The sequence below is a fragment of the Lentzea pudingi genome (genome assembly GCF_014646255.1).
GTDB lineage: Bacteria > Actinomycetota > Actinomycetes > Mycobacteriales > Pseudonocardiaceae > Lentzea > Lentzea pudingi.
Genome location: NZ_BMNC01000005.1, coordinates 17,072 through 42,153 on the forward strand (window position 1 = coordinate 17,072; position 25,082 = coordinate 42,153).

General features: G+C 68.6%; 31 protein-coding genes. 19 read left to right on the plus strand and 12 right to left on the minus strand.

Translation table 11 applies throughout. The annotated features are described in order from the left end of the window. The first annotated feature begins 6 nt into the window (after positions 1-6). Positions 7-897 (plus strand): hypothetical protein, encoded by an 891-nt coding sequence (locus tag IEY88_RS18870; protein WP_189156110.1) that lies wholly within the window; start codon positions 7-9, stop codon positions 895-897. A gap of 272 nt (positions 898-1,169) precedes the next feature. Then, positions 1,170-2,297, plus strand: coding sequence for a phosphoserine transaminase (serC, locus tag IEY88_RS18875; RefSeq protein ID WP_189156111.1), 1,128 nt, complete (start codon positions 1,170-1,172; stop codon positions 2,295-2,297). Positions 2,298-2,360: 63 nt separating this feature from the next. Here serC and IEY88_RS18880 read toward each other — a convergent pair whose 3' ends face one another. The 4 genes from IEY88_RS18880 to IEY88_RS18895 are packed head-to-tail and all read right to left on the minus strand — an operon-like array spanning position 2,361 to position 5,696. Beyond that, a complete protein-coding gene (locus IEY88_RS18880) occupies positions 2,361-3,473 on the minus strand; it encodes an ABC transporter permease (protein ID WP_189156623.1) in 1,113 nt (370 codons plus the stop codon). A 29-nt stretch (positions 3,474-3,502) separates the two neighbouring features. Then, a complete protein-coding gene (locus IEY88_RS18885; RefSeq protein ID WP_189156112.1) occupies positions 3,503-4,153 on the minus strand; it encodes an ABC transporter ATP-binding protein in 651 nt (216 codons plus the stop codon). Next, positions 4,150-5,190: a peptidoglycan-binding protein gene (locus IEY88_RS18890; protein ID WP_229693533.1), complete on the minus strand. Its 1,041-nt coding sequence runs from the start codon at positions 5,188-5,190 to the stop codon at positions 4,150-4,152. Before IEY88_RS18890 ends, IEY88_RS18885 begins: the two co-directional genes overlap by 4 nt. Positions 5,191-5,198: 8 nt before the next feature. Continuing rightward, positions 5,199-5,696, minus strand: coding sequence for a hypothetical protein (locus IEY88_RS18895; RefSeq protein WP_189156114.1), 498 nt, complete (start codon positions 5,694-5,696; stop codon positions 5,199-5,201). A gap of 89 nt (positions 5,697-5,785) precedes the next feature. Here IEY88_RS18895 and IEY88_RS18900 point away from each other — a divergent pair, with 89 nt between their 5' ends. The 7 genes from IEY88_RS18900 to IEY88_RS18930 all read left to right on the plus strand — a co-directional run bounded on the left by IEY88_RS18900 (position 5,786) and on the right by IEY88_RS18930 (position 10,355). Further along, entirely contained in the window at positions 5,786-6,445 is a 660-nt protein-coding gene (locus IEY88_RS18900) for a response regulator transcription factor (RefSeq protein ID WP_189156115.1), read from the plus strand. After that, positions 6,442-7,593, plus strand: a complete 1,152-nt coding sequence (locus IEY88_RS18905) for a sensor histidine kinase (RefSeq protein WP_189156116.1) — start codon at positions 6,442-6,444, stop codon at positions 7,591-7,593. The genes IEY88_RS18900 and IEY88_RS18905 overlap by 4 nt, the downstream gene beginning before the upstream one ends. Positions 7,594-7,694: 101 nt before the next feature. Beyond that, positions 7,695-8,633, plus strand: coding sequence for a septation protein SepH (sepH, locus tag IEY88_RS18910; RefSeq protein ID WP_189156117.1), 939 nt, complete (start codon positions 7,695-7,697; stop codon positions 8,631-8,633). A 16-nt stretch (positions 8,634-8,649) separates the two neighbouring features. Next, positions 8,650-9,018 carry a hypothetical protein gene (locus tag IEY88_RS18915; protein WP_189156118.1) on the plus strand — a complete coding sequence of 123 codons (369 nt, stop codon included), beginning with the start codon at positions 8,650-8,652 and terminating at the stop codon, positions 9,016-9,018. A 39-nt stretch (positions 9,019-9,057) separates the two neighbouring features. Continuing rightward, positions 9,058-9,489 (plus strand): hypothetical protein, encoded by a 432-nt coding sequence (locus IEY88_RS18920; RefSeq protein WP_189156119.1) that lies wholly within the window; start codon positions 9,058-9,060, stop codon positions 9,487-9,489. Then, entirely contained in the window at positions 9,486-9,863 is a 378-nt protein-coding gene (locus tag IEY88_RS18925; RefSeq protein WP_189156120.1) for a hypothetical protein, read from the plus strand. The genes IEY88_RS18920 and IEY88_RS18925 overlap by 4 nt, the downstream gene beginning before the upstream one ends. A 69-nt stretch (positions 9,864-9,932) precedes the next feature. After that, positions 9,933-10,355 (plus strand): hypothetical protein, encoded by a 423-nt coding sequence (locus IEY88_RS18930; protein WP_189156121.1) that lies wholly within the window; start codon positions 9,933-9,935, stop codon positions 10,353-10,355. On the opposite strand, the gene IEY88_RS18935 is transcribed toward IEY88_RS18930, so the two are convergent. Continuing rightward, the gene (locus IEY88_RS18935; protein ID WP_229693534.1) at positions 10,342-10,566 is read right to left on the minus strand and encodes a hypothetical protein; all 225 of its coding nucleotides are present in this window, start codon (positions 10,564-10,566) and stop codon (positions 10,342-10,344) included. The two genes, IEY88_RS18930 and IEY88_RS18935, sit on opposite strands and share 14 nt — an antisense overlap. Positions 10,567-10,722: 156 nt before the next feature. On the opposite strand from IEY88_RS18935, the gene IEY88_RS18940 reads away from it, so the two are divergent. From IEY88_RS18940 to IEY88_RS18950, 3 genes are all read left to right on the plus strand, one after another. Then, a complete protein-coding gene (locus IEY88_RS18940; RefSeq protein WP_229693535.1) occupies positions 10,723-12,462 on the plus strand; it encodes an ABC transporter ATP-binding protein in 1,740 nt (579 codons plus the stop codon). Continuing rightward, complete coding sequence (locus IEY88_RS18945; protein WP_189156123.1) at positions 12,459-14,294, plus strand: ABC transporter ATP-binding protein; 1,836 nt, start codon at positions 12,459-12,461, stop codon at positions 14,292-14,294. The genes IEY88_RS18940 and IEY88_RS18945 overlap by 4 nt, the downstream gene beginning before the upstream one ends. 136 nt (positions 14,295-14,430) lie before the next feature. Continuing rightward, the gene (locus IEY88_RS18950) at positions 14,431-15,030 is read left to right on the plus strand and encodes a DUF2537 domain-containing protein (RefSeq protein WP_189156124.1); all 600 of its coding nucleotides are present in this window, start codon (positions 14,431-14,433) and stop codon (positions 15,028-15,030) included. On the opposite strand, the gene IEY88_RS18955 is transcribed toward IEY88_RS18950, so the two are convergent. After that, positions 15,027-15,818, minus strand: a complete 792-nt coding sequence (locus IEY88_RS18955) for a TrmH family RNA methyltransferase (protein WP_189156125.1) — start codon at positions 15,816-15,818, stop codon at positions 15,027-15,029. The two genes, IEY88_RS18950 and IEY88_RS18955, sit on opposite strands and share 4 nt — an antisense overlap. 209 nt (positions 15,819-16,027) lie before the next feature. On the opposite strand from IEY88_RS18955, the gene IEY88_RS18960 reads away from it, so the two are divergent. Further along, positions 16,028-17,524, plus strand: coding sequence for a glutamate-cysteine ligase family protein (locus IEY88_RS18960; protein ID WP_189156126.1), 1,497 nt, complete (start codon positions 16,028-16,030; stop codon positions 17,522-17,524). A gap of 1 nt (position 17,525) precedes the next feature. Here the strand turns inward: IEY88_RS18960 and IEY88_RS18965 are convergent, their stop codons facing one another. Beyond that, the gene (locus IEY88_RS18965) at positions 17,526-17,834 is read right to left on the minus strand and encodes a hypothetical protein (protein ID WP_189156127.1); all 309 of its coding nucleotides are present in this window, start codon (positions 17,832-17,834) and stop codon (positions 17,526-17,528) included. 89 nt (positions 17,835-17,923) lie between these two features. Between IEY88_RS18965 and IEY88_RS18970 the strand changes: the two genes are divergently transcribed. Continuing rightward, positions 17,924-18,214 (plus strand): hypothetical protein, encoded by a 291-nt coding sequence (locus tag IEY88_RS18970; RefSeq protein ID WP_189156128.1) that lies wholly within the window; start codon positions 17,924-17,926, stop codon positions 18,212-18,214. 15 nt (positions 18,215-18,229) lie between these two features. Here IEY88_RS18970 and IEY88_RS18975 read toward each other — a convergent pair whose 3' ends face one another. The 3 genes from IEY88_RS18975 to IEY88_RS18985 are packed head-to-tail and all read right to left on the minus strand — an operon-like array spanning position 18,230 to position 20,506. Then, on the minus strand, positions 18,230-18,412 hold the full coding sequence (locus IEY88_RS18975; protein ID WP_189156129.1) for a hypothetical protein: 183 nt from the start codon (positions 18,410-18,412) through the stop codon (positions 18,230-18,232). A 34-nt stretch (positions 18,413-18,446) separates the two neighbouring features. Beyond that, the gene (locus IEY88_RS18980; protein WP_089949907.1) at positions 18,447-18,857 is read right to left on the minus strand and encodes a hypothetical protein; all 411 of its coding nucleotides are present in this window, start codon (positions 18,855-18,857) and stop codon (positions 18,447-18,449) included. Then, positions 18,854-20,506, minus strand: coding sequence for an ABC-F family ATP-binding cassette domain-containing protein (locus IEY88_RS18985; protein ID WP_189156130.1), 1,653 nt, complete (start codon positions 20,504-20,506; stop codon positions 18,854-18,856). Before IEY88_RS18985 ends, IEY88_RS18980 begins: the two co-directional genes overlap by 4 nt. Positions 20,507-20,592: 86 nt before the next feature. Between IEY88_RS18985 and IEY88_RS18990 the strand changes: the two genes are divergently transcribed. After that, positions 20,593-21,216 carry a superoxide dismutase gene (locus tag IEY88_RS18990; protein WP_189156131.1) on the plus strand — a complete coding sequence of 208 codons (624 nt, stop codon included), beginning with the start codon at positions 20,593-20,595 and terminating at the stop codon, positions 21,214-21,216. 123 nt (positions 21,217-21,339) lie between these two features. Here IEY88_RS18990 and IEY88_RS18995 read toward each other — a convergent pair whose 3' ends face one another. Beyond that, entirely contained in the window at positions 21,340-22,104 is a 765-nt protein-coding gene (locus tag IEY88_RS18995) for an ABC transporter permease (RefSeq protein WP_189156625.1), read from the minus strand. Between the two features lie 61 nt (positions 22,105-22,165). Between IEY88_RS18995 and IEY88_RS19000 the strand changes: the two genes are divergently transcribed. Then, a complete protein-coding gene (locus tag IEY88_RS19000; protein WP_189156132.1) occupies positions 22,166-22,633 on the plus strand; it encodes a hypothetical protein in 468 nt (155 codons plus the stop codon). Between the two features lie 95 nt (positions 22,634-22,728). Further along, entirely contained in the window at positions 22,729-22,878 is a 150-nt protein-coding gene (locus IEY88_RS19005) for a hypothetical protein (protein ID WP_229693536.1), read from the plus strand. Here IEY88_RS19005 and IEY88_RS19010 read toward each other — a convergent pair. Next, positions 22,875-23,141 carry a DUF2530 domain-containing protein gene (locus IEY88_RS19010; protein WP_229693537.1) on the minus strand — a complete coding sequence of 89 codons (267 nt, stop codon included), beginning with the start codon at positions 23,139-23,141 and terminating at the stop codon, positions 22,875-22,877. The two genes, IEY88_RS19005 and IEY88_RS19010, sit on opposite strands and share 4 nt — an antisense overlap. 16 nt (positions 23,142-23,157) lie before the next feature. Between IEY88_RS19010 and IEY88_RS19015 the strand changes: the two genes are divergently transcribed. Both IEY88_RS19015 and IEY88_RS19020 read left to right on the plus strand, forming a co-directional pair. After that, positions 23,158-24,591, plus strand: coding sequence for an NCS2 family permease (locus tag IEY88_RS19015; RefSeq protein WP_189156135.1), 1,434 nt, complete (start codon positions 23,158-23,160; stop codon positions 24,589-24,591). 40 nt (positions 24,592-24,631) lie between these two features. Further along, on the plus strand, positions 24,632-25,057 hold the full coding sequence (locus tag IEY88_RS19020; protein ID WP_229693538.1) for a MarR family winged helix-turn-helix transcriptional regulator: 426 nt from the start codon (positions 24,632-24,634) through the stop codon (positions 25,055-25,057). Positions 25,058-25,082 lie beyond the last annotated feature (25 nt).

Genomic DNA, 25,082 nt, shown 5'->3' on the forward strand with positions numbered 1-25,082 from the left:
GATCAGGTGCTGCGAGAGACGATTCTCTTCCTGGAGGAATTCCTCAGAGGCCACGGTCCGTCAGCCGTGGCCAAGGCCGCCGTCGGCCTGATGTCGTTCGCCGTGCTGCTGGGCGCTGTGCTCGGCAGCACGGCGATCAAGGCGGGCGCACTCGTCACAGCGATGCTCTTGATCGTTGTTGCCGGCATCGCGCTGCTGACACGCCGCCGCGCTGAACGACGTGAACTCGAGGACCACAGAACCCTGGTCTCCGAATACTGCAGGCTCATCGACGACAAGTGGCCCGCGTTCCAGGTCGCCAATTGGGAAGAGACCGCCGTCATCGGCGAACGGGGTGACACACACAGCAAGCTGAAGATCAAACTCAAATTGATCCGCGATGACGTGCGCTTCATCCGGCTGCGGTTCGATTGCGGATGGCCGCAGCCAGCGCGCTACCGACGGAGCGTTCACATGACCGTGCGTAACCTGCTCATCGACGGTTCGCCTGGGACTACGTTGCGCACGACGGTCTCGTGGCCACGAGCGGGAGCCATGGCGGCGATCGCGCACTTCCACACACCTCTGCCGGCGAACTCCGAGGTGTCCTTCACCGTCGACCTCATCTGGCCGAGAAGATGCGCACCGCTTCTGGACGGCGCACCAGATGAGTTCGGACTGATGTTTCGGGAACCGACTCGTCGAGCCACCTATCGAGTACTGCTTCCGGAAGGTGCAGAAGCCTACGTCGAGCCAGTAGGGCGAACAGAGTCGTTCAAGCGAATCCAGCTGGGCAGAAATGTCGACGACCGCGGTCGAGAAACGATCATTGTTCGCCTATCTGACCCACCGATTCGCCATCGCGCAGGCGTGCGCCTGCAGTTGAAGGAAGCACGCCGCGCGTCACCGTTGCGTTGAGCTCCGGCTATTCGTCCTCGTCGCTACTTCCGCTGTTGCCACCTCGGACTGCGCGTAACCCACACAAGGCCGGCCTCCGTTCCTTGACCACATCTCGATTCAGAGAAGTAACAGGAGGCGGTAACTATGATCAACTAGAGGCCCACTTGACACGAGTGACCCACGACACCCGGTTGTCACCTCCCGGCCACCGGCCTGCAACACTGTGAACTCCGGCAACGGCGCCGGTCAGGTCCCTGAAGCTCAGTCAATCGCCCCGGAGGCGTGACCACATGACCCAGACCGCCGATCCGACCTCGTTGGTGCTTCCCGCCGAGCTCAAGCCGTCTGACGGCCGCTTCGGCTGTGGACCGTCCAAGGTGCGTCCCGAGGCCGTCGCGGCCCTCGCGTCCGAGGGCGCGGCCCTGCTCGGCACGTCGCACCGGCAGAAGCCCGTCAAGAACCTCGTCGGCCGCGTCCGCTCCGGACTGCGCGAGTTGTTCCAGCTGCCGGACGGCTACGAGGTCGTGCTCGGCAACGGTGGCACCACCGCGTTCTGGGACGCGGCGTCGTTCGGCCTGGTCCGCGAGACCGCGCAGCACTTCACCAACGGTGAGTTCTCCTCCAAGTTCGCGAAGGTCACGCAGACCGCGCCGTTCCTGAAGGACTCGCTGGTCACCAAGGCCGAACCGGGCACCACGCCCGAGCTCTTCTACGCCGAGGGCGCCGACCTGGTCGGCTGGGCGCAGAACGAGACCTCGACCGGTGTCGCGATGCCCGTCACGCGCATCGAGGGCTCCGGTGACGCGCTGATCGCGATCGACGCGACGTCCGCCGCCGGTGGCCTGCCGGTCAAGGCCGAGGACTTCGACGTCTACTACTTCGCGCCGCAGAAGTCGTTCGCGAGCGACGGTGGTCTGTGGCTCGCGCTCATGTCGCCCGCGGCTCTCCAGCGCGTCGACGAGCTCAAGGACCGCTGGGTGCCGGAGTTCCTGTCGCTGCCGACCGCGCTCGACAACTCCACCAAGGACCAGACGTACAACACGCCGTCGGTCGCCACGCTCTTCCTGCTGGCGCACCAGATCGACTGGATCAACGGCAACGGTGGCCTCGACTGGTCCGTCGCGCGGACCAAGGACTCTTCGGACCGCCTCTACACCTGGGCCGAGAAGACCGCGTACACCACGCCGTACGTCGAGAAGGCCACCGACCGCTCGCAGGTCGTCGGCACGATCGACTTCTCCGACGAGGTCGACGCCGCCGTCGTGGCGAAGGTGTTGCGCGCCAACGGCATCGTGGACGTCGAGCCGTACCGCAAGCTCGGCAAGAACCAGCTGCGCGTCGCGATGTTCCCGGCCATCGAGCCGAACGACGTCACGATCCTCACGCAGGCGATCGACTGGGTCGTCGGCCAGCTCTGACCTACAGCTGAAGACAGCAACCTGGGGTGCACCGAACGAGTTCTCGGTGCACCCCAGGGCTTTTCAGGCGAGTGCTTCCGTGGGCGACTGACGTGCCGCCCGCACCGCGGGATAGACGCCGGCGATGGCGCCGATGAGGATCGCCGAGCCCACTCCCCCGAGCAGGGCCGGCCACGGCAGTGCCGCGGGCCATTGCTGACTGATCGAATATCCGGCCGTGACCGCGATTCCCACGATCACGCCGACCAGTCCGCCAAGACCGGACAACAACACCGACTCGGTGAGGAACTGCCACCGGATCTGCCGCCGGGTCGCCCCGAGCGCCCGCCGCAGTCCGATCTCCCTGCGCCGTTCCAGCACCGAGATCACCATCGTGTTCGCCACGCCGACGCCACCCACCAACAACGCGACTCCGCCCAAGCCCAGGAACAGCGCGTTGTAGGAACTCTCGGCCAGCTGCTGCGCCTCCAGCGCGTCAGAGGGCCGGGAAACCTTGACCTCGTTGGACTTCTGCGGGTTCAGCGTCGGGCCGAGCAGGTTGCGGACGTTCTCGACCTGTTCCGGGGACGTCCGCACGTAGACCGTGTTCGCGTTGCCTTCGAACCCGAAGGCCTCCTTGGCCGCGTCCCAGCCGATCAGCACGGACCTGTCGATCTCCGGCGAGAGCGGCAGCGGCCCGAGGATGCCGACGACGGTGAACCACTGCCCGTCGATCCACAGCTGCACACCGGGCTTGTCCACACCCAGACGTGCCGCCGCGGTGCCCCCGAGCACCACCGACTTCTCGCCCGACGACAGCCAGCGGCCGGCGCGGACCTCGGCGTCCAGCACCTTCAGCAGGTCCTGCTCCGCCGCCTGCACCTGCAGGCCGAGCGTGTCACTCGACGGCACGAGGTCGTTCTTGCGAGCGTTCGCGGAGATCTTGCCCGTCGCACTGGCCGACGACACCGCGCCGATCCGCTTGGCCATCGGCACCGCCGTCTCCGGCAGCTTCGCGTCCTGGCCGAAGAAGTCCTGGCCGGGCGCGGCGGTGAGGAGGTTGGTGCCCAGCTTGGACATCTTCGCCGAGAGGGCCGCGGCGCTGGAGGCCGGGATGCCGACGACCGCGACCACGGCGGCGATGCCGATGGCGATGCCCAGTGCGGACAGCACCGCGCGGATCGGGCGGGTCCGCATGCCGAAGAAGCCGAGGCGCAGCAGGTCGATCACACGATCACCCCGTCGCGGACCTCGACGCGACGCGGAGCCCACGCCGCGATGTCCCGGTCGTGCGTGATCATCACGATCGTCGTGCCGTCGGAGTTGAGGCTCTCCAACAACTCCAGCACGCCCGCGCCGTTCTTCGTGTCCAGGTTGCCGGTCGGTTCGTCGGCCAGCAGGATCCCCGGCGTGTTCACCACGGCCCGTGCGATCGCGACTCGCTGGCGTTCACCACCGGACAGCTCGTGCGGCTTGTGCAGCGCGCGGTGGATCAGGCCGACCCTGTCCAAAGCGGACATCGCCATGGACCGCCGCTTCGACCGGGGCACACCGGCGTAGACGAGGCCCGCGGCCACGTTCTCGATCGCGGACAGTCCCTCGGTGAGGAAGAACTGCTGGAACACGAACCCGATCGTGCGTGCCCGCAGCGCGGACAGGGCGTTGTCGGACAGGGTGGAGATGTCGTTGCCGTCGATCTCGACCTTGCCGGCGGTGGGCTTGTCGAGCGTGCCCATCAGGTGCAGCAGCGTCGACTTCCCCGAGCCGGACGGTCCCACGATCGCGAGCATCTCCCCGCCCCCGACGGTCAGGGAGACGTCGCGCAACGCCTGTACGCCGCCGGGATACGTCCGGCTCGCGTGGTCGACGGTGATCACTCGGTGGTCACCACCTTCATACCCTCGCGCAGGCCCTCGCCCTGCACCTCGACCTGGCCCTTGGCGAAGATCCCGACGGTGACCGGGATGGTCTTGCCGTCGTCGGTCACGACGCCGTAGCCGCCCTCGTTCAACGCGAGGAGCGCACCGATCGGGACCGCGAGCACGTTCTGCTTCTTCGCCACCGTGAACAGCGCGGTGACGCTGCCGCCCTCGACGCCCTCGACGGCCTTGGGGTCGTCGACCGCGATGGTGAGGACGATCTTCGGCTTCTGGCCCTGGTTCGGGTCGCCGGGATTGCGGGTCGTGCCGGAGATCGTGCCGGTGGTGGGTTTGCCGCCAGTGATCGACAGCTCGACCTTCTCGCCCACCTTGGCAAGGCGCTGCTTGGACTGCTCCAGCTCGACGGTCACGGCGCGTTCGGTGCCGGTGACCTTCATCAGGTCGCCGCCGGCGGGAGCGCCGAGCTGGCCGGTCAGCGACGAGACGCGCAGCGCACCGGGCTGGACGATCACGTCACCGGAGGCGAGTTTCCCCGTCTGCTCGAGGCCGTTGGCCTTCTGCCACTTCTTCAGCGCGGTGGCCGTGTAGTAGGTGAACTTCTCGTCGGGGGCACCGAAGTCCTTGAACCCCAGAGCGGCGAGGTTCTCCTCCACCACCTTGACATCGGGTCCGTTCGACATGCCCGACTCGAGGTCGCGGAAGAGCGGCATCGTTCCGTAGAACAACGGCACCGGTTTGGCGTCCGACCAGAACACCGGCTTGCCCTGCTCGATGACATCGCCCTGCTTCGGCAACCCGGTGACGGTGCCGCTTTTCCGGCTGGCCAGCGCTCGTTCCGCCCCGAAGCCGAGCTGGCCGGTCACCGACTGCTGGTCCGCGAGGTTCGTCTTCTTGACCTGCGTCGTCTTCGACGGAGCGTTCTGCAACGGTGCGGCGTTGGCCTGGTTGGACGCGATTCTCGTGAGCACCACGACCCCGCCGGTGCCGAGCACCACCGCGGCGACGAGCACGGCGATGAGGATCTTCCTGTTCATCTGGCGCTTCATCCGATGGGCCTCGTCGCCACCATGCCGTCACCGAGGCCGCAGTCCTTCATGTCCTGCTTGACCTTGTCGTCCTCCATGTCCGGCAGCTCGATCGACTCGGCCGCGCCGCCGCCCTCGAACTTCGGGTCAGGCCAGTTGTAACCCCTGTCCCGCATGCACTTCGCCTGCTGGCGCATCTTGTCCTGCTCCTCCGGCGACGGCGGCTTGAACTCGCCGCCGTTGGGCAGGTGCTGCTTGCAGGCCTCGTGGGCGGTCTTCATCTTGCCCTCGTCGATGGACGAGGCGTCGCCGCCGGGCATCGCCTCGATCACGATGCCGCCACCGTCCTCGCTGGTCTTCGGGTCCGGCATGTCGATGCCGTTCTCCCGCATGCACTGGGCGAACTTGACCATGTCCCCCTTCTCGTCCTTCTTCGCGTCGGCCGGCTGGTCCTTCGAGCCGCACGCGGTGAGCGCCAGGAGCAGACCCAGCAGCACTGCGATGGTGGATTTCATGGGGACAGGTCTACGGAGGGCGTCATTCGGCGGCGTTAAGCGAAAGGCCTTATCCGGCGCTTATGCCCGTTGCGCGGAAAATAGGCGTCATGCGTGTGCTGGTGGTCGAGGACGAACAGCTGCTCGCGGACACGATCGCCGAGGGGCTGCGCAGGTTCTCGATGGCGGTCGACGTCTGCTACGACGGCGAAGCGGCGTTGGAGCGGGTGGGGGTGCACGCGTACGACGTCGTGGTGCTCGACCGGGATCTACCTCTCGTGCACGGTGACGAGGTGTGCAAGGCGGTGCACGCGACCGGTGGCGAGGCACGGGTGCTGATGCTGACGGCAGCGGCTGAAGTGGACGACCGGGTGGCCGGGCTCGGGCTCGGTGCCGACGACTACCTGACCAAGCCGTTCGCGTTCGCCGAGCTCGTGGCCCGCGTGCAGGCGCTGGGCCGGCGGGCTCGTCCTGCCCTGCCGCCCGTGCTCCAACGTGCGGGCGTGACGCTCGACCTGCCGCGGCACCAGGCGTCGCGGGACGGGACGTTCCTGCCGCTGTCCCCCAAGGAGTTCGCCGTGCTGGAGGTGCTGATGCGGGCGGAGGGCAACGTGGTGAGTCCCGAGGAGCTGCTGGAGAAGGCCTGGGACGAGCACGCGGACCCGTTCACCAACGCCGTGCGGGTGGCGGTGATGACGTTGCGCCGCAAGCTGGGTGCGCCGCAGGTCATCCAGACCGTGCCCGGCGCCGGCTACCGGTTCGGCTCATGACGCTGCGGACCAGGCTGACGGCCTGGTACGCCGGGGTGTTCCTGATCGCGGGCATCGCGCTGGTCGGGCTCAACTACTGGTTCCTCGCCGACTGGGTCGTGCCCGCCGCAGGGGTGGCGGCGGCCCCGGTCGGCGGCACGGCGGTGCAGCGCACGGTCCCGTTGGAGACCATGCAGACGCTGGAGGTGTCGTCGCTGCCCGCCGACGCCGTCGTGTGGTCACCCGCGGCGGTCAAGTCGGACGTCATGACCACTGTGCTGTGGCAGTCCGCGATCGCGCTCGTGGTCGCGGCGATCATCGCCGTCTGGCTCGGCTGGGTCGTGGCCGGACGGGTGCTGGCGCCGCTGCACTCGATCACCTCGACCGCGCACCGGCTGGAGGCCGAACGGCTCGACCAGCGGATCGAGCTGGACGGGCCGCCGGACGAGCTCAAGGAGCTCGCGGACACCTTCGATGGCATGCTCGACCGGCTCGCGTCGTCGTTCGACAGCCAGAAGCGGTTCGTCGCGAACGCCTCGCACGAGCTGCGCACGCCGCTGGCCGTGCAACGGACGTTGATCGAGGTGGCGCTCGGCGCTCCGGACGCGTCCGACGACATCCGCCGTCTCGGAGCGCACCTGCTCGACACGAACGAACGAAGCGAGAAGCTCATCGACGGGCTGTTGTTGCTCGCTCGCAGTGACCGCGGGCTCGCCACGCGTGAGCTGGTGTGGCTGGACGAGGTCATCGACGACGAAATCGAGTCCTGTGAGGCTCTGGCGGCGGAGAAAAAGGTCACGTTTGCAGTTCGCACTCGCCGGTATCTGGTGGACGGCGACCCGGTCCTACTTGCCCACCTCGTCGGCAACCTGTTGCGCAACGCCCTTCTCTACAACAAGCCGGGGGGCACCGTCTCGGTCGAGCTTGATCGAGAACTCACCGTCACGAACACCGGTCCCACCGTGCCTGCCCAGGCGGTACCCGGCTTGTTCGAGCCCTTTCGACGTCTGCGCGACCGCACCGGGACGGCCGGATCGGGCCTCGGGCTGTCGATCGTGCAGTCCGTGGCGCGCGCTCATCAGGGTTCGGCGAAGGCTCGTCCGAACGGGGGAGGAGGCCTGGTGGTCCAGGTGAACCTTCCGGAAACGGGCGTGCGGCAACCCTCGTGAACTGGCAAGATCACGTAGAGATATCGGCGAGTCTCCCACTCATCGGCGACTCGTTGTCCTAACGTTGTCTGCTGGCGAGGTGCGGATTCAGGGAGGCCACGATGCGAGCGCTGCGAGTCATCGGGCTCGACGAGGACGGCAAGTCCGTCATCCTCGAGGACCCCGAAAACCGCGGCGAGCGCTTCACGCTCCCCGCGGACGAGCGTCTTCGGGCGGCCCTGCGTGGTGATCTGGCGCGCCTCGGCCAGATGCAGATCGAGTCCGGCGAGGCCCAGATGCGGCCGCGCGAGATCCAGGCGCGCATCCGTGCCGGCGAGTCGATCGAGCAGGTCGCGGCCGCCTCGGGCATGCAGGTCCACCGCATCGAGCGCTTCGCCTACCCCGTTCTGCTGGAGCGTTCGCGCACGGCGGACCTGGCCCAGCGCGCACACCCGGTCCGTGAGGACGGCCCGGACGTGCAGACGCTCGGTGAGGTCGTCGCGCACTCGTTCGGCCTGCGCGGACACGACCTGTCCGACACGAGGTGGGACTCGTGGAAGGGCGACGACGGCCGCTGGATCGTCCAGCTGCACTGGACGACCGGGCGTTCGGACAACCGCGCGCACTGGGCGTTCCACCCCGGTGCGCAGGGCGGCACGGTCACGGCGCTCGACGACGTGGCCGTCGACCTGATGGACCCGAACCCGAACCGGACGCTGCGCACGGTGCGCCCGGTGACGCAGCTCGCGCGCCAGGCACTGGAGTCGACTCCGGTCCTGCCGCCGATCCCCGTCATCGAGGAGCCCCTGCCGGTTCCCGCGCAGGCGACTGCCCCGGTGTCCGCTCCTGTCGTGGCCGAGAAGCCCGTGCAGGAGAAGCTGCCGGAGCCGGAGCCCGCTCCTGCCCCCGCTCCGCCGGCTGCACCGCCGGTGAAGAAGGAGCAGGAACCCGCTGCCGAGAAGCCGGTCCGCAAGGACCCTCCCCCGAAGAGGGGGAAGAAGAACCACCCCATCGTGCCTTCGTGGGAGGACGTTTTACTGGGCGTGCGGTCGAACCGCTGACTGAGACGCTGACATCGTGGGACGTCGTGTCGCGCTGGCTGCCGGAGTGGGTGCACTCCTCGGGCTTGCCTGGTGGGGAATGTTCGAGCTCTTCGCTTCGGGCTCTGTCTGCTCGAAGGACGAGTGGGGCTGTCTCGGGGCCTTCGTGATCTCGATACCGGTCTTCGCCGTGGCGGGGTCGGTGGCGGGCGGTCTCGCACTGCGATCGCTGAAGGTGTCGCGGGCATGGCTGGTGGCCGTGCCCGCGACCCTCATGGCGGTGGTCGCGATGGTGTTGCTGCTGGGGGTGACCTTCCTGGCGTTCGCGGTGTTCGCCGCGCTGTACGCGTTGATCGCCGTGCTGACGGGCGCGCGCCGTGAAGGTCCTGTGGAGAGTTCGGCCTGATCGGCCCTCCGCACGCCTTGATCAGGTAGCTCTGGACGCATGCTGTCGCGCACGGTCCTGGGGGCCGTCACCGGGGTGATCGCCGGCTTCGGGTTCCTGTTCACGCTGACCCTGACGGCCCGGTACTGCAACGGCGGGCCGCGCCGCGCCCTGTGCGGTGAGACCTTGTTGCTGCAGTACCCGCTCCAGTTCCTGTTCTGGGTGGCGGTGGCCGGGATGCTCGTCGTGGCAGGGTTCCGGTTCCTGCGGCAGCGACGCGGCTGGTGGGTGGCGGGGAGCGCTGCCGTGCTGTGGCTCGTGCTGGTCCTGGCCACCGGTTTCGTTGTCTACGAGCACCTCGACCTGTACCAGGCGGAACGTGGCCCCGTCCTCGTGACGGCGGCGCTGACCGCGGCGGGCGTCTCCTATGCGATCGCGGCGTTGTGCGTCGGCCGCCCCTTGACCGGCGCGGTGGGCCGGGACGGCCGGTGATCCGCGTTCTGCTCGGGGCGGTGGCCGGCGCGGTCGCCGGAGTCTGCTCGACGCTGACGTTGCCGCTGCTGCTGTCGCCGCACTGCCTCGCGCAGGACGACTGGGGATGCGGTGTCTCGCGGGTCTTCACCACGGCGGTCAACGCGCTCGCCTGGGGGATCGCGGGGTGCCTGCTGCTGGCCGGGATGCTGACGCCGCTGAAACGCCCTGATGCCGGCACGGCGTTCGTGCTCGGGTGCCTGTTCTGGCCGCTGACGGCCCTCGCGCTGGCACTGCTCGGGCTGCTGCACGGCGCTCCCGGCGCGAGCGCGGTGCCGGTCCTCGCGTTCGCGGTGGCGGCCGCGGTGAGCGGGCGGAGGTGGTCGGAAACGTGATGTTCGCCGTGGCAGGAGCAGGCGGCTGCACCTTGGCTCGCGCGGTGGCCGCTGGTTACGGTGGACGGCGTGACGGAGCAGAGCACCGCGGGCAAGACGGGCAGGACGGGCCGCCGGCTGTTGTTCCGGGTCGTGCTGTCGATGGCCGTCGGGGCCGGGCTGGTGCTCGGGTGGACGTGGGCGTACGAGTCGGGCTTCCTGAAGTCGTGGCTCGACAGCACGTCGATGTCGACGTTCCTGCTGCTCGTACTGGTCGGGCTGCCGCTCGCGCTCGTGTCGTCGCTGGTGCTCGCCGGACCGGTCCTGCGGATCTTCGGGGTGCGGCCGGTGTGGCCGATCATCCTGCTCGGGCCGATCGTGCTGGGCATCGGGCTCTACTTCAAGGTGCACGAGCCCGCGATGGCGTGGTTCACCAACCGGCACCACGCCGAGGCGTTGCTCGCGGCCGTCGCCTACGGGCTGGTCGGCCTCTTCACCTTCAAGAGGGTGTAGGGACCTCGTCGAGCAGGTGCAGGTTCCAGCCCTCGCGTTCGCACCAGTCCTCGGCGTCCTCACGCGAGACGAACATCGCGTGTCCGGGGCGTGGACCGGCCAGCCGGTCCCAGCCGTCCGGAGCCAGGACGTAGTTCACCCCATCGCGTGAGGCGATGAGCCGTCCGTGTGGAAACGCCATCGTCTGCTCACTCCGCAGAAACCGCGTCATGGTGGTCATCGTGCCCTTGACCTCGACCTAAGTCGAGCCTGAAGGCTCCAGTCGGGAGAAAACCGGATGCTGAAAGCCGGTCGGACTTCGTACTTTGGAGACGACCTGGAGGGGGCTCGTCGCGTGAGCGATCAACGTAACTCGACAATTCAGACCTTGCGGAGGTTGTGGCCGTACGTGCGGCCGCACCGCGCACGGATGACTGTCGTGCTGTCGGCGACGATGCTCGCGATGCTGTGCGGTCTCGGCATCCCGCTGCTCACGCAGCGCATCGTCGACGGTCCTATTCAGAACAAGCAGACCGGTCCGCTGCCGTGGCTGATCTTGGGCGTGCTGGTGCTCGGCATCGGCGAGGCGGCGCTGTTCTACATCCGGCGCAAGGTCGTCGCCCGGCCCGCGGCCGAGGTCGAGGCGACCATGCGGTTCGACCTCTACAAGCACCTTCAACGGCTGCCGGTGTCGTTCCACGACAGGTGGCAGTCGGGTCAGCTGTTGTCCCGCGCGACGAACGACCTCACGACCGTGCGGCGGTTCGTGGCGTTCGCGATCGTCTTCCTGATCGTGAACAGCGTCGTCGTGGTGATCGGGCTGGGCATCATCGCGGCGCTCTCGCCGTGGCTGATGGTCGTGTCGCTGTGCGGTGCGCTGCCGTTGATCGTCATCTCGTACTTCTTCGAGGCGAAGTTCAAGGTCGTCGCACGTCAGGCGCAGGACCAGGCGGGCGACCTGACCACGACCGTCGAGGAGTCGGTGCTCGGCATCCGGGTGCTCAAGGCGTTCGGGCGCGGGCCGGAGCTGTCCAAGCGGTTCCTGACGCAGGCTCGTGAGCTGCGGGCGACCGAGCTGAGCAAGATCAAGATCCTGGCCGCGCTGTGGTCGGTGCTGATCGTGCTGCCGGAGCTGTCGATCGCGGGCATGCTCGCCGTCGGCACGGTCGGCATCGTGCAGGGCTGGATGACGGTCGGCACGCTGGTCGCGGCGGTCGCGGTGAGCGCGTACCTGCGCTGGCCGATCGACTCCATCGGGTGGTTGCTGGCGGAGACGAACCAGGCCGCCTCGGCCCTGGAACGCTACTGGGAGGTCGTCGACTCCCCCGTCGCGATCACCGGCCCCGCCTCGCCCGTGCCGCTGCCCACGCCGCTGCGCGGGCACGTCCGTTTCGAGGGCGTGCGGTTCGCGTTCGACGACGGCCGCGAGGTCCTGTCGGGCATCGACCTCGACCTGCGTCCCGGTGAGACGCTCGCGCTGGTCGGTGCGACGGGGTCGGGCAAGACGACGCTGACCGCGCTCGTGCCCCGGCTCGCGGACGTGACCGGCGGCCGGATCACCATCGACGGCACCGACGTGCGGGACCTCTCACTGGAGGACCTGCGGACGGTCGTCGGCATGGCGTTCGAGGAGCCCGTGCTGTTCTCCGCGTCGGTGACCGAGAACGTGGGCCTGGGCCTGCCGGACGTCACCGAGACCCAGGTGCGCGAGGCGTTGCGGGTGGCCAAGGCGGAGGAGTTCGTCGACGCGCTGCCGTGGGGTCTCGCGACCCGGATCGGCGAGCAGGGCCTGTCGCTGTCCGGTGGTCAGCGGCAACGGCTGGCGCTGGCCCGCGCGGTCGTCGGCAAGCCGGCGGTGCTGGTGCTGGACGACCCGCTGTCGGCGTTGGACGTCCACACCGAGGCCGAGGTGGAGGGTGCGCTGCGGCGCGTGCTGCGCGACACGACGGCGCTGGTGGTGGCGCACCGGTCGTCGACGGTGCAGCTGGCCGACCGCGTGGCGTTGCTGGTCGACGGCAAGATCGAGGCGATCGGTTCGCACCGGGAGCTGTTGGACACCAACGAGGAGTACAAGCGTCTTCTGTCCTCGATGGACGACGACCTGGTCGAAGAGGAGGTGGCGTCGTGAGTGAAGTGACTGTCACGCAAGAAGAAGAGTGGCGCGGCGTCGCCGCCGAGGAGATCGAGGAGCTCTCGCACTCGACGGGTCTGCGGTTGCAGGCCCGCTCGCGCAAGCTGCTGGGCTCGTTGCTGCGCCCGCACGTCGCCCGCGCGTCGCTGGCGGTCGCGGCGGTGGTCGGCGGCAACCTGGCGGCGCTCGCGGGCCCGTTGCTGATCGCCGCCGCGATCGACCGGGGCATCCCGGCCGCGGTCGGCGGCGGTCCGGCGATCCTCGTCTGGTGCGTCGTGGGCTACGCGGTCTGCGCGCTGCTGACGACGTTCCTGCGCTGGGCGTTCCTGCGGGTCTCCGGCCGGGTCGGCCAGGACCTGCTGCTGGACCTGCGGGGCCGGATCTTCCGGCACTCGCAGGGCCTGTCGGTCGGTTTCCACGAGTCGTACACGTCCGGCAAGGTGATCTCCCGCCTGACGAGCGACGTCGACTCGCTGCAGGACCTGCTGGAGGAGGGCCTCGACAGCCTGTTCAACGCGGCGCTGTCGGTGGTCGGCATCGCGGTGATCCTGCTGTGGCTCGACGCACCGCTGGCGTCGGTCGTGATCGCGGGCTTCCTGCCCCTGTTCTTCCTGTGGCGCTGGTTCCGCCGCCGTTCGATGGAGGCGTACCGGGGCACGCGCGGTGCGATCGCCAAGATCATCGTGCAGTTCGTCGAGTCCATGAACGGCATCCGCGCGGTGCAGGCGTTCCGGCGCCAGCCCCGCAACGAGCAGATCATGTCGGGCTTCAACGGCCAGTTCCGCGACGCGAACACCGACGCGCTGGGCGTGATGGCCACGTTCGTCTCGACGATCCGCGCGATCGGCAACGTGTCGCTGGCGGTCGTGCTGGCGTGGGGTGCCTTCCGGGTCGCGGACGGCGCCGTCGAACTGGGCGTGCTGGCGGCGTTCATGCTGTACCTGCGCCGCTTCTACGACCCGTTCGACGAGCTGGCGATGTTCGCGAACTCCTACTCCTCCGCCACCGCCGCCCTGGAGAAGATCTCGGGCGTCCTGGAGGAACGGCCGTCCGTGCCGGAACCGTCGTCGCCGGTCGCCCTGGCGCACGCACGGGGTGCCGTCCGGTTCGCCGACGTGGAGTTCCAGTACCCCGGCACGTCCCGGCTGGTGCTGCCGCGCTTCTCGCTGGACGTGCCGGCGGGCCAGACCGTGGCCCTGGTCGGCGCGACCGGCGCCGGCAAGACCACGGTGGCGAAGCTCGTGGCCCGCTTCTACGACCCGTCGACGGGTTCCGTGCGGCTCGACGGCACGGACCTGCGTTCGGTCGCGGACGCGGACCTGCGCCGGGCCGTCGTGATGGTGACGCAGGAGAACTTCCTGTTCTCCGGTTCGGTGGCCGACAACATCGCACTGGGCCGTCCGTCGGCGTCCCGGGCGGAGATCGAGGCCGCCGCGGCCGAGGTGGGCGCGCACGAGTTCATCGCCGCCCTCCCGGACGGCTACGACACGGACGTGCGCAAACGGGGTGGCCGCCTGTCCGCCGGACAGCGGCAGATGGTGGCCTTCGCCCGCGCGTTCCTGGCAGATCCGGCGGTGCTGGTCCTGGATGAGGCAACATCGTCCTTGGACGTACCCACCGAACGCGCCGTGCAGGCAGCCCTGGAGACAGTGCTCGCCGACCGGACGGCGTTCATCATCGCCCACCGGCTGTCGACGGTCCTGATCGCGGACCGCGTCCTGGTGCTCGATGGTGGCATTGTGGTGGAAGACGGCTCCCCCGAGGAGCTGATCGGTGAGCGGGGCCGGTTCGCGGCCCTGCACACGGCCTGGCGCGACTCGCTCGCGTAGGCCTGAAGGTCGCGTTCGCGCCAATGGGGATCTGGCGCGAACGCGACCTCACGACTGACTCGATCAACTCGGCCGTTCTCCCGCGCCACCCCGTCCGATAGGTTCTGGCCGAACGCTCCAGACCGAGGAGGGCCCAGTGGAGTTGCGAGTCCGGGACGGCCGCGCCGTGCTCGCGGGGGAGGACGAGTCCGGTGAGCGCGAGGTCGACCCGCACAGCCTGCCCCTGGGCGCCGACCTGGCGGAGGCACTGCACGAGTGGGCGAAGGTGGCCGACGCGGTGGTGCGCACCGAGACACCGGCCGACGGCGTGGCCAGCACGTTGGTCGCACGCAGGGGCAAGCAGCTCGCCGGCCGGATCGCCGCGGTGATGAACTCCCCGGTCAGCTACACCGACCCGGTCAGCGGCGACCTGCTCACCGTCGACGCGCCCGAGGCCCCTGCGGAGAGCCCGGTGCTGACGCGGACCGAGCCGGAGCCGGAGCCGACGCCGTGGGGCACCGGGCTCACGGTCAGCGTCATCACGGCCGCGATCGTGACGGTGACGGTCGTGTCGCTGTCGCTGGGCCTGGGTGAGACCAGCCAGTGGCTCGCGCTCGTGGCGAACGTGCTGGTGGTCGGTGGCCTGGCCCCCAGCGTGTGGCTCGGGCGCAGGGTGCCGGTGTGGCGCTGGGTCGCGTACGGCGTCGTGACCGGGGTGCTCGTCGCCTGGCTCGCGCTGATCCTGACGCTTCTCTAAAGCAGGGCGTAGAACGCCACGGCGCCCGCGGTGGCCACGTTCAGCGAGTCCACGCCCGACGACATCGGGATGCGCACCGCCACGTCCGCGGCGTCGATCGCCTCGTCGGTGAGGCCCGGCCCCTCCGAGCCCAGCAGCACCGCCACGCGCCGGCCGCGCAACCCCGCATCCGCAAGATGCAGGGCGGACGGGCGCGGTGTCAGCGCGGCGACGGTGTAACCCTTTTGTCGCAACAAGTTCAGCGCCGCGGGCCACTCATCCGTGGTAGCGAACGGCACGCGCAGCACGTGCCCCATCGACACCCGCACGCTGCGGCGGTAGAGCGGGTCGCTGCACCCCGGGCCGAGAACCACGCCGTCCACGCCCAGTGCGGCGGCGTTGCGGAAGATCGAACCCAGGTTCTCGTGGTCGCCCACGCCCTCCAGCACGGCCAGGCGCCGGGACCTCTCGGCAAGCTCCTCGAACGACACCTCGGGCGCACGGTCCGCAGCCGCGAGTACACCCCGGTTCAAGTGGAAACCGACGACCGACGCCATAACCTCTGCTGACGTCACGTAGGCGGGAACGTCCAGGTCAGAAAGGTCCAGCGCCTCGATCCTGCGCCGCACCCCGAGCAGCCCGCGCACCGGGTACGGCGATGCCAGCAGACGTTCCACCACCACGACGCCCTCGGCGATGACGAGACCCCGTCCACCCGGCCGGTCGGGCCTGCGATCGGCCGTCGACAGGTCGCGGAAGTCGTCGAGCCGGGCATCAGCCGGGTCGTAGATCTCGATCACGTCAGCCACGCCGGAAGTTTCGCATCCGACCCGAGGTGGAACAGGCGAGGTAGTCCGGAGGGCGGAACCGCACACGCCCGACCAGCGGATGATCGCTGGTTGTTACCTCCACGTGACAGAGAGCACCGATTTGGGCGATGTAAAGGGGGATTCCGCTGTGTCACTTTTGGCGTTCCGCCTGGCCCGCGCCCACCGGCGCCGAGCGAAGGGGTAGCGGCATGGGAAGCGACGTGTCCAGCCGCACGTTCACCAGAGACGATCGCCAGCGTTATCGCGAGAAGATGCAGCGGAGTCTCGACGCACTGGCCACGATGCTGGCCGAAGACACATTTTCCTTCCCCCGCAGGCAGATGGGGCTCGAGATCGAGCTGAACCTCGTCGACGACGCGATGCGCCCGGCGATGGCGAACTCGGAGGTCCTCGAGAAGATCGACGATCCCTCCTACACCCTGGAGCTGGGACAGCAGAACCTCGAGATCAACGTCCCCCCGCGCGAGCTCGCCGGGGGTGAGATGCTCGGCCTGGAAGAGGAGTTGCGGCAGTCGCTCGACAACGCCGATGCCAAGGCGCACGACGTGGGCGCCAACCTGGCCATGATCGGTGTGCTGCCGACGTTGCGGGAGCGGCACTTCGACCGCAAGTGGCTTTCCGAGGCACCTCGGTACGCGCTGCTCAACGACACCATCTTCAAGGCGCGCGGCGAGGAGATGGTGCTGCGCATGGAGGGCCCGGCGATGCCAGGCAAGGGGCCGGAGAAGCTCCTCAGCTACGCCGAGTCGATCCTGCCGGAGGCCGCGTGCACCTCGGTGCAGCTGCACCTGCAGGTCGAGCCGACGCACTTCGCCGCGCACTGGAACGCCGCGCAGTGCCTGGCGGGCGTGCAGGTCGCCATCGCCGCGAACTCTGCTTTCCTGCTGGGCAAGGCACTCTGGCACGAGACCCGCATCCCGTTGTTCGAGCAGGCCACCGACACCCGCCCGGACGAGCTGAAGAACCAGGGCGTGCGCCCGCGCGTGTGGTTCGGGGAACGGTGGATCACGTCGATCTTCGACCTGTTCGAGGAGAACGTGCGCTACTTCCCCAGCCTGCTGCCGGAAACCGACGACGAGGACCCGTTGGAGGTCCTGGAAGCCGGTGGCGCGCCTCGGCTTTCCGAGCTGCGCCTGCACAACGGCACGATCTGGCGCTGGAACCGCCCGGTGTACGACGTCGTCGACGGCGTGCCGCACCTGCGCGTCGAGAACCGGGTCCTGCCTGCGGGTCCCACGGTGCTCGACACGATGGCCAACGCCGCGTTCTTCTACGGCGCCCAGCGCGCACTCACCTCGCAGGAGCGTCCATTGTGGACGCAGATGTCGTTCCAGGCGGCGGAGGAGAACCTCTACACCGGCGCCAGGCACGGCATGCACGCCCAGCTGTACTGGCCGGGCATCGGCTGGATCCCGCCGGACGAGCTGGTGCTGCGCCGGCTGCTGCCGATGGCGCACGAGGGCCTGCGCGACTGCGGTGTCTCCGACGAGGCCCGCGAGCGCTACCTCGGCGTGATCGAACAGCGCTGCCTCGCGCGGCGCACGGGTTCGTCGTGGCAGCGCGAAACCGTTGCGCTGCTGGAGGAACGCGGCATGTCGAGGGACGCGGCGTTGTCCGGCATGCTCAAGCGGTACATGGAGCTGATGCACGCGGGCGAGCCCGTGCACACGTGGCACGTCGGTTAGTTCACCACGTCGTCAGCTTCTCCTGGAACGCCCGCAGGATCTCATTGGGCAGGCCCGTCGCCGTGACCGGCCTGCCCCGCACCCCGGCGGTGGGTTCCCCGTCCACGAACACCACGACCGCCAGCCGCGGGGTGTAGCCGATCATCCAGACGTGCCGGACCACGTCCCCGTCCTTCACCTCGACGGGCAGGCACGCCGCCTCCGGGTCGTCGCCGCACAGCGGATCGGCCCGCAGCTCCTCGTTGACCCGTGCCGCGAACTCCTTGCCGCGCGCGGGATCCAGACCCAGCGCGGGCCTGGCCGTGGTCACCGCCCGGTACAGCGTCCTGCCGCCGGCATCGGTGACGTGGGTGATGAAGTGCGTGTCGTGGTGGACGCCCCTGGGCCCCTGCGACGGAGGTGGTCCGCCGGCTGGCGTCCGGGCGTCCGGCGTCGACCACCGCGGTCGACCCGGCCGGCGGTGGTGTGCGGGTGTACGCACCGGGCCTGAGCCCTGCCGCGGACTACGCGGGTGGCGTGGTGCGGGAGGCCGGTGCGGCGGCACGGCCGTTCGGGTCGGTGGCGCTCATGCGCGCGGCCGGGGTGCCGGAGTCCGCGGAGGTCGAGGGCAGGAGGACGAACCTGCTCGCCACCGGTGAGGCCCTGGTGAGGCCGCTCGACGTCGCGACCTTCGCAGGAATCCGAATCTAGCGGTGCCGTCCCGCCTCAGAGGCGCTCGGCGAACTGCCGGGGCAGGTCCGACTCCGCGATCCACGTCCTGTCTTCGGGGTGGTCGTACCGGGCGTCTCCCGTGACTGGAGGCGCGTCCTCGGGCCGTTGCCACACCACCACCGCGACAACGGCCCTGGCCAGCACGAGCACGCCTGAAACAGGCAGTGCTCGCTTCACGAACCTCCCCCAGAGCTCGATCTCCGGGGCCGGTCTAGCGGCGGCGGCCCGACTTCAACGGCGCGACGTCCGCACCGTCGTGGGAGATCCGGCACTCGTCCGGCGTGACGGCCTCGACCGCCAGCGTCAGCTCGCCCTTCACTCCCGTGTAGATCGACTCGCCGCGCGACGCCAGCGAGGCGTGCACGCGGTTCGAGTCGGTGAAGTCGCGTTCGTCCTTCACCCGCTTCTTGCCCGTCTCCTCGGGCCTCGTCGCACTGCGGAGGTTGACCTCCAGCCACGCGGCGACCTCCGCCGGTGACGTCAGGACTTCCTCAGGGGTGCGTTCGAGCCGAACCTGCCGGGGAGAGGCGTGATCGAGTGACGTGTGCTCCACATAGGCGTGCCAGTGGGTGTTGCGCATCGACCAGGTCTGTTCGACCGGCCAGTCCTCCTCGGTGGTCATGACTCATATCTTCCACCCTTCACACGAGGAAACGTGAGAAGGTCGCGGACGTTGATCTCGTGATCCACCCGCACGGCCGATGCGAGCCGTCGGTCGTGCGTGACCAGCAACAACGTTCCCTCGTAGCTGTCGAGTGCCTGTTCCAGCTGTTCGATGGCCGCGAGATCGAGGTGGTTCGTCGGTTCGTCCAACACCAAACAGGTCGTGCCGCGGGCTTGCAGCAAAGCCAATCCCGCGCGGGTGCGTTCGCCCGGTGACAGGTCCCAAGCGGGCCGCAGCACGGCGTCGGCGCCGAGCCGGAACTTGGCGAGCAACGTGCGCACCTCGACGTCCTGGAGACCGGTCGCGTCCGCCACGATCCGCAACGCGCTGGTGTCGCTCGCGAACTCGGCCCGGAGCTGGTCGACCTCCCCGACGACGACCCCCGGACCGATCGAACGGTCTCCCTCGCGCAGTGGGATGCGGCCGAGCAGCGCGCCGAGCAACGTCGACTTGCCGGAGCCGTTCGGCCCGGTGATCCGCCACCGCTCCCCCGCGCCGATCGTGAGGTCGACCGGCCCGAGCGTGACGTCGCCGCGGCTGACCACGGCGCCGCGCAACGTGAAGGCGACCGAGCTGCCGCGCCCGGCCGACGGCAGGGTGAGCCGGAGCTGCCACGCCTCGCGCGGTTCCTCGACCTCCTCCAGCCTCGCGAGCTGACGGTCCACAACGGACGCTTTGGCGGTGAGGCCCTCCGCGCCGCGCTTGTGGCCTGCCCGGACGTTGCGGTCCGGTTCGTCGTTGAGCATCTTCGCGCTCGTCGCCCGGCGCACGCCCTTGCGCGACCACTCCCGCACCTGCCGGCTGCGCTGCGTCAGCGAGTCGCGCTTGGTCTCGTACGCCTCGTACTCCTCGTGGGCTCGCCGTTCCGCGTTCGCCTTCTCGTCGACGTAGGCGTCCCAGCCGCCACCGAACACGGTGATCTTGTGGGTGAACTCGTCCAGTTCGGCGATCGCGGTCGTCGTGCGCGCCAGGAACTCCCGGTCGTGGCTGACCAGCACGATCGCGCCCTGATAGCCCCTGACGTGGGACTCCAGCAGGTCGAGCCCGGCGGCGTCGAGGTCGTTGGTCGGCTCGTCGAGCAGCAGCACGTCGGCACGCGTCAGCAGCACCGCCGCGAGCCGCAGCCGTGCCTGCTGGCCGCCGGACAGCTCGTCGGGCTCCCTGCCGTCGAGCAGGTCCACCGGCAGGCCGAGGCGTTCGCAGACGACGTCAGCGCGTTCGTCGAAGTCACCGGCACCGATGGCGGTCCAGTGGTCGAAAGCGTCGGAGTACTGCTCACCGCCGCCCTCCGCGAGGGCTTCGGCCTCCCGTTGCAGCCACTGCTCGGCCTGCGCGACGCCGGTGCGGCGGGCGAGGTGGTCCCTGAGCGACTCTCCAGTTACGTGGAGGGTCTCCTGCGTCAAGTGCGCGACGGTCCCGGTACTCGAGACAGATCCGGTTTCCGGTCGCAGCTCACCGGAGAGCAGACGGAGCAACGTGGACTTGCCGACGCCGTTCGGGGCGATCAGACCTACGCGGTCACCAGGCGAAACATCGAAATCAACCTCCGAGATCACGGTCCTCGGACCGAACGACAGCGAAATATTCCTGGCTGTCAGCACGGACACGCTTTCGAAGGTACGGCCACATGCAACTGGTTTACTCGACCTTGTTGCTAGTAAGTTGCAAGTACCAAGAGATTGCAGGAGATGTCATGGGCCAGTACGTGCTGCCGGATCTCGACTACGACTACGGCGACCTCGAGCCGGCGATCATCGGCGAGATCAACGAGCTGCACCACGGCAAGCACCACGCCGCCTACGTCAAGGGCGCGAACGACACGATCGAGCAGATCGAGGAAGCCCGCGACAAGGAGTCCTTCGGCTCGATCGTCGGCCTCGAGACCACGCTGGCGTTCCACCTGGCAGGTCACGCGCTGCACCAGGTGTGGTGGAAGAACCTCTCGCCCAACGGCGGCGACAAGCCGGTCGGCGAGCTCGCGGCCGCGATCGACGAGCACTTCGGCTCGTTCGACAAGTTCCGCGGTCAGCTCAACGCCGCCGCGTCGTCGATCCAGGGCTCGGGCTGGGGCATCCTCGCGTGGGAGCCGATCGGCCAGAAGCTGATCACGCTGCAGCTCAAGGACCACCACTCCAACCTGTCGATCGCGGTCACGCCGCTGCTCGCGTTCGACATCTGGGAGCACGCGTACTACCTGCAGTACCGCAACCTGAAGGCCGACTACATCTCGGCGCTGTGGAACGTCGTCAACTGGGAGGACGTTTCCGCACGCTTCGAGGCGGCGCGCTCGGGCCAGAACGGCCTGCTGCTGCCCTGATGCTTCGGCAGTGGATGCTCCGACAAGCTCCCACTGCTGAATACGATGAGGCCCCCCTCTGCCCAGAGGGGGGCCTCATCCGTTCCCGAACTGACTGCCGCTCCCACCACGAAGCGACGAGACTTAGGTTAGCCTAACTTCGCTTTCTTGGGAAGCCCTCCTGATCAGACCCCTCGCGACCAGCTCGACCACGGTGGCGACGGCGGCGGACTCGACGGCCAGCAACGCGAGGAGCACCACGATCTGCAGGGCCCCGGCCTGCCACACCGGCGCGCCTCCCAGCAACATCCCGACAAAAGCACCCGGAAGGGTGACGAGCCCGACCGTCCTGGTCTGGTCGAGCGGCGGCAGCAACGCCTCCGCCGCCGACCCCCGGATGATCAGGCGAACCGCATCGCGTTCACCGAAGCCCGTCGCCCGGGCCGCCTCGTACTCGCCGTAGCGCTCACTCAAGGTGTCGAGGGCTCGACGCGAGGAGAGAGTCGTGGCGGTCATCGCACCGCCGATCAGGATGCCGCCCACGGGGATCAGCGCGATCCCCTCCACCGGCAGCAGGCCGGTGGCGAGCAGCAGACCAAGGGCCGGGACCGCGCCCGCCAGGATCGCGAGCGCCACCCAGACCCCCTTGCGCCCGGTCCCGGTGCGGCGGGCCGAGGTGGCGGTGGCCACGGCGGCCATCACGACGAGGAACGCCCACGTGAGGCCGAGGTGGGTCAGGACGAACGTGATCACCGCGCTCACGGCCGCGAGCTGGACGACGGCCCGGACCGCCGCCTTGAGGAAGGGCTTCGGACTGGTGAGTCCGGTGAACCACGCGATGGCACAGGCGGCTGCGGTGAAGAAGACGCAGACGATCAGCAGGCGGACCCAGTCGGTGGTCAGGACCATGATCACGATCACACCTGATCGTGCAATTGCCAGCAATTCTGAATAAGTTCACACTCGCGAGGTGGGCATCGTCAGTGAAGTGCAGTGGAGCGAGTTGCAGCGCGACCCCAAGAGCGTCGCCGCCATCGCCGACCAACACGAAGTGAGGGTCAAGCGGCGCGATGGGGCCGACCTGATGCTGGTGCGGGCCGACCAGCACGCGAACCGGCACAGCGGAGCGATCATGGCAGCCCGCGCGATGCGTTCGGTGTTCCGCCAAGCCGGACCCGATGTGGTGGCCGACGCGCTGAAGGACGAGTTCCCGTGGATCGCGGTGCTACCCGAGTCCGATCGCGCTGAGTTCGTGCGGGAGTTCGTCCAGGCCATCCAGGCGTCCGCCGACCTCGGCCAGTGGTCCCTTCTCGGACAGGCCGTGCACGAGTGGGCGAACACCGCGATCGTGCACGCGGATCCCGACCTGCATCACGCGCTCAGCACACCGATCATGACCAAGGACTTCGACCAGGTCCCCTCTTCTGAAAACGAGTGAGCATTTGCCAGCCAAACGCGGCGACCGCGTCGCCCCACCACAGCGTCCCGGTGGCTAGGGCCAGCACAACCCGCCAACATCGGCTGAAGGGTGACTTGGCTCGCCTGGCCGTTGATGGCGTCGACCTCGACCAGTGGCAGTACGAGGTCACTGCGGGAGGACGCATCTGGTACGTCGTCGCAGAAGAACGCAAGACCGTGTGGATCGTCCGCGCTGGCACCGGCCACCCCAAGCTGACCGACTAGACGTCGTCGAGCCCCTGCTGCGCCCCTCGTGACCCTCGCCTCGCCGCCCGGCGTTGCCAGTAGAAGACCCCATACCCGATGATCCCGAGCAGGCTGCCGGACAGGGTCGTCCAGATCAGGGTGCTGTTCGAGCGGTCGACGACCAGCACGACCAGGAACCCGAGGAACCACAGCGCGGTCCCACCCAGCACCACCGGCACGGGGTCTGCCAGCCTGTGCGGCAACGACGGCGGGTGCGGCGGGGTGGAGTCGCGTTCGGACACATCGTTAGGAGACCAGATGCTGGACGGGTTCTTCAAGATCTCCGAGCGCGGATCGACCGTGTCCCGCGAGGTGCGCGGCGGCGTCGTGACGTTCTTCACGATGGCGTACATCGTCGTGCTGAACCCGCTGATCATCGGCAGCTTCGCGCCGTCGGGTCCCGGGGCGCACCCCGACGTGCTCGGCAACATCCTGCCGGTCGGGCAGGTGGCGGCGGTGACGGCCCTGGTCGCCGGGGTGATGACCATCCTGTTCGGACTGATCGCGAACTACCCGTTCGCGCTGGCCACGGGTCTGGGCATCAACTCGTTCGTCGCCGTGAGCGTGGCCGCCAAGGTCACCTGGCCCGAGGCGATGGGCCTCATCCTCGTCAACGGGTTGGTCGTCCTCCTCCTGGTCGTCACAGGTGTGCGGACCGCGGTGTTCAACGCCGTGCCGAACGAGCTGAAAGCCGCTATCGCGGTCGGCATCGGTCTGTTCATCTGCTTCATCGGACTCGTGGACGCCGGGTTCGTGCGCAGGGTCCCGGACGCCGCCGGCACTACCGTGCCGGTCGGCCTGGGCATCAACGGGTCGATCGCGAGCTGGCCGACGCTGGTGTTCGTCGTCGGGCTGGTGCTGACCGGCGTGCTGTTCGCACGCAGGGTCAAGGGCGCGATCCTCATCGGCATCGTCGCGACGGCGATCTTCGCGATCGTCCTCGAGGCGATCGTCAAGGCGGGCCCGTCCGCGGGTGTCAACGCCAAGGGCTGGAACCTCGGCTACCCCGCACTGCCCGACCAGGTCTTCGGCATCCCGGACCTGAGCCTGCTCGGCGACGTCTCGTTCGGCGCCTGGACCCGCATCCCCGCCCTCGCCGCCGCGCTGATCGTCTTCACCCTCGTGCTCACCGACTTCTTCGACACCGTCGGCACGATGACCGGTCTCGGCAAGGAAGCGGACCTGATCAAAGAGGACGGCCAGCTGCCGAACGTCAGCAAGGCCCTGTTCGTCGACGGCCTCGGCGCCGTGGCCGGCGGTGCCGCGTCCAGCTCGTCGAACACCGTCTACATCGAGTCGGCGTCCGGCATCGCGGAGGGCGCCCGCACCGGCCTCGCGAACGTCGTGACCGGCGTCCTCTTCCTCCTGGCGATGTTCTTCACGCCGCTCTACGAGGTGGTCCCGATCGAGGCCGCCGCCCCGGCACTGGTGATCGTCGGCGCGTTGATGATGATGCAGATCCGCGAGATCGACTTCACCGACTTCACCATCGCCCTCCCCGCGTTCCTGACGATCGTCGTCATGCCGTTCACCTACTCGATCGCCAACGGCATCGGCGCGGGCTTCGTCAGCTACGTGCTGCTGAAGGCCCTGACCGGAAAGTCGAAGAACATCCACCCGCTGATGTGGATCGTGGCGGCCGCTTTTGTCGTCTACTTCTCGTTGGGACCGATCCAGAGCCTGCTGAACTGACCTTTCGGCAGGAAACTATTTCGTGAGGTATGCTAACTACGTGGCGACCGATCAGCACGGACTGGCGAGCAAGCTGAGGCTTGCCGTCGTTCGCCTCAACCGCCGCCTGCGAGCACAGCGCACCAACTCGGCGGTGTCGCTCACCCAGGTGTCAGCCCTGTCCACACTGCACAAGTGCGGCCCGCTGACCCCAGGCGAACTGGCGTCGAAGGAAGGCGTGCAACCGCCGTCGATGACGCGCGTGATAGCCGCCCTGGAGGAGTTCGGCTTCGCGACGAGGAGCCCGCACCCCACCGACGGCCGTCAAGCGATCGTCGAGCTGACGAGCGAAGGCTCCTCGTACCTGCAGGACGAGATCACAGCCCGCGAGGCGTGGCTGGACAAGAGGCTGGCCGAGCTGGACCCGGAAGAACGGGAACTGCTGACACGCGCAGCCGACATCATCGACAGGATGGCGGGTCAGTAAGAACGTGTCGGGTTACGCGGGTGGT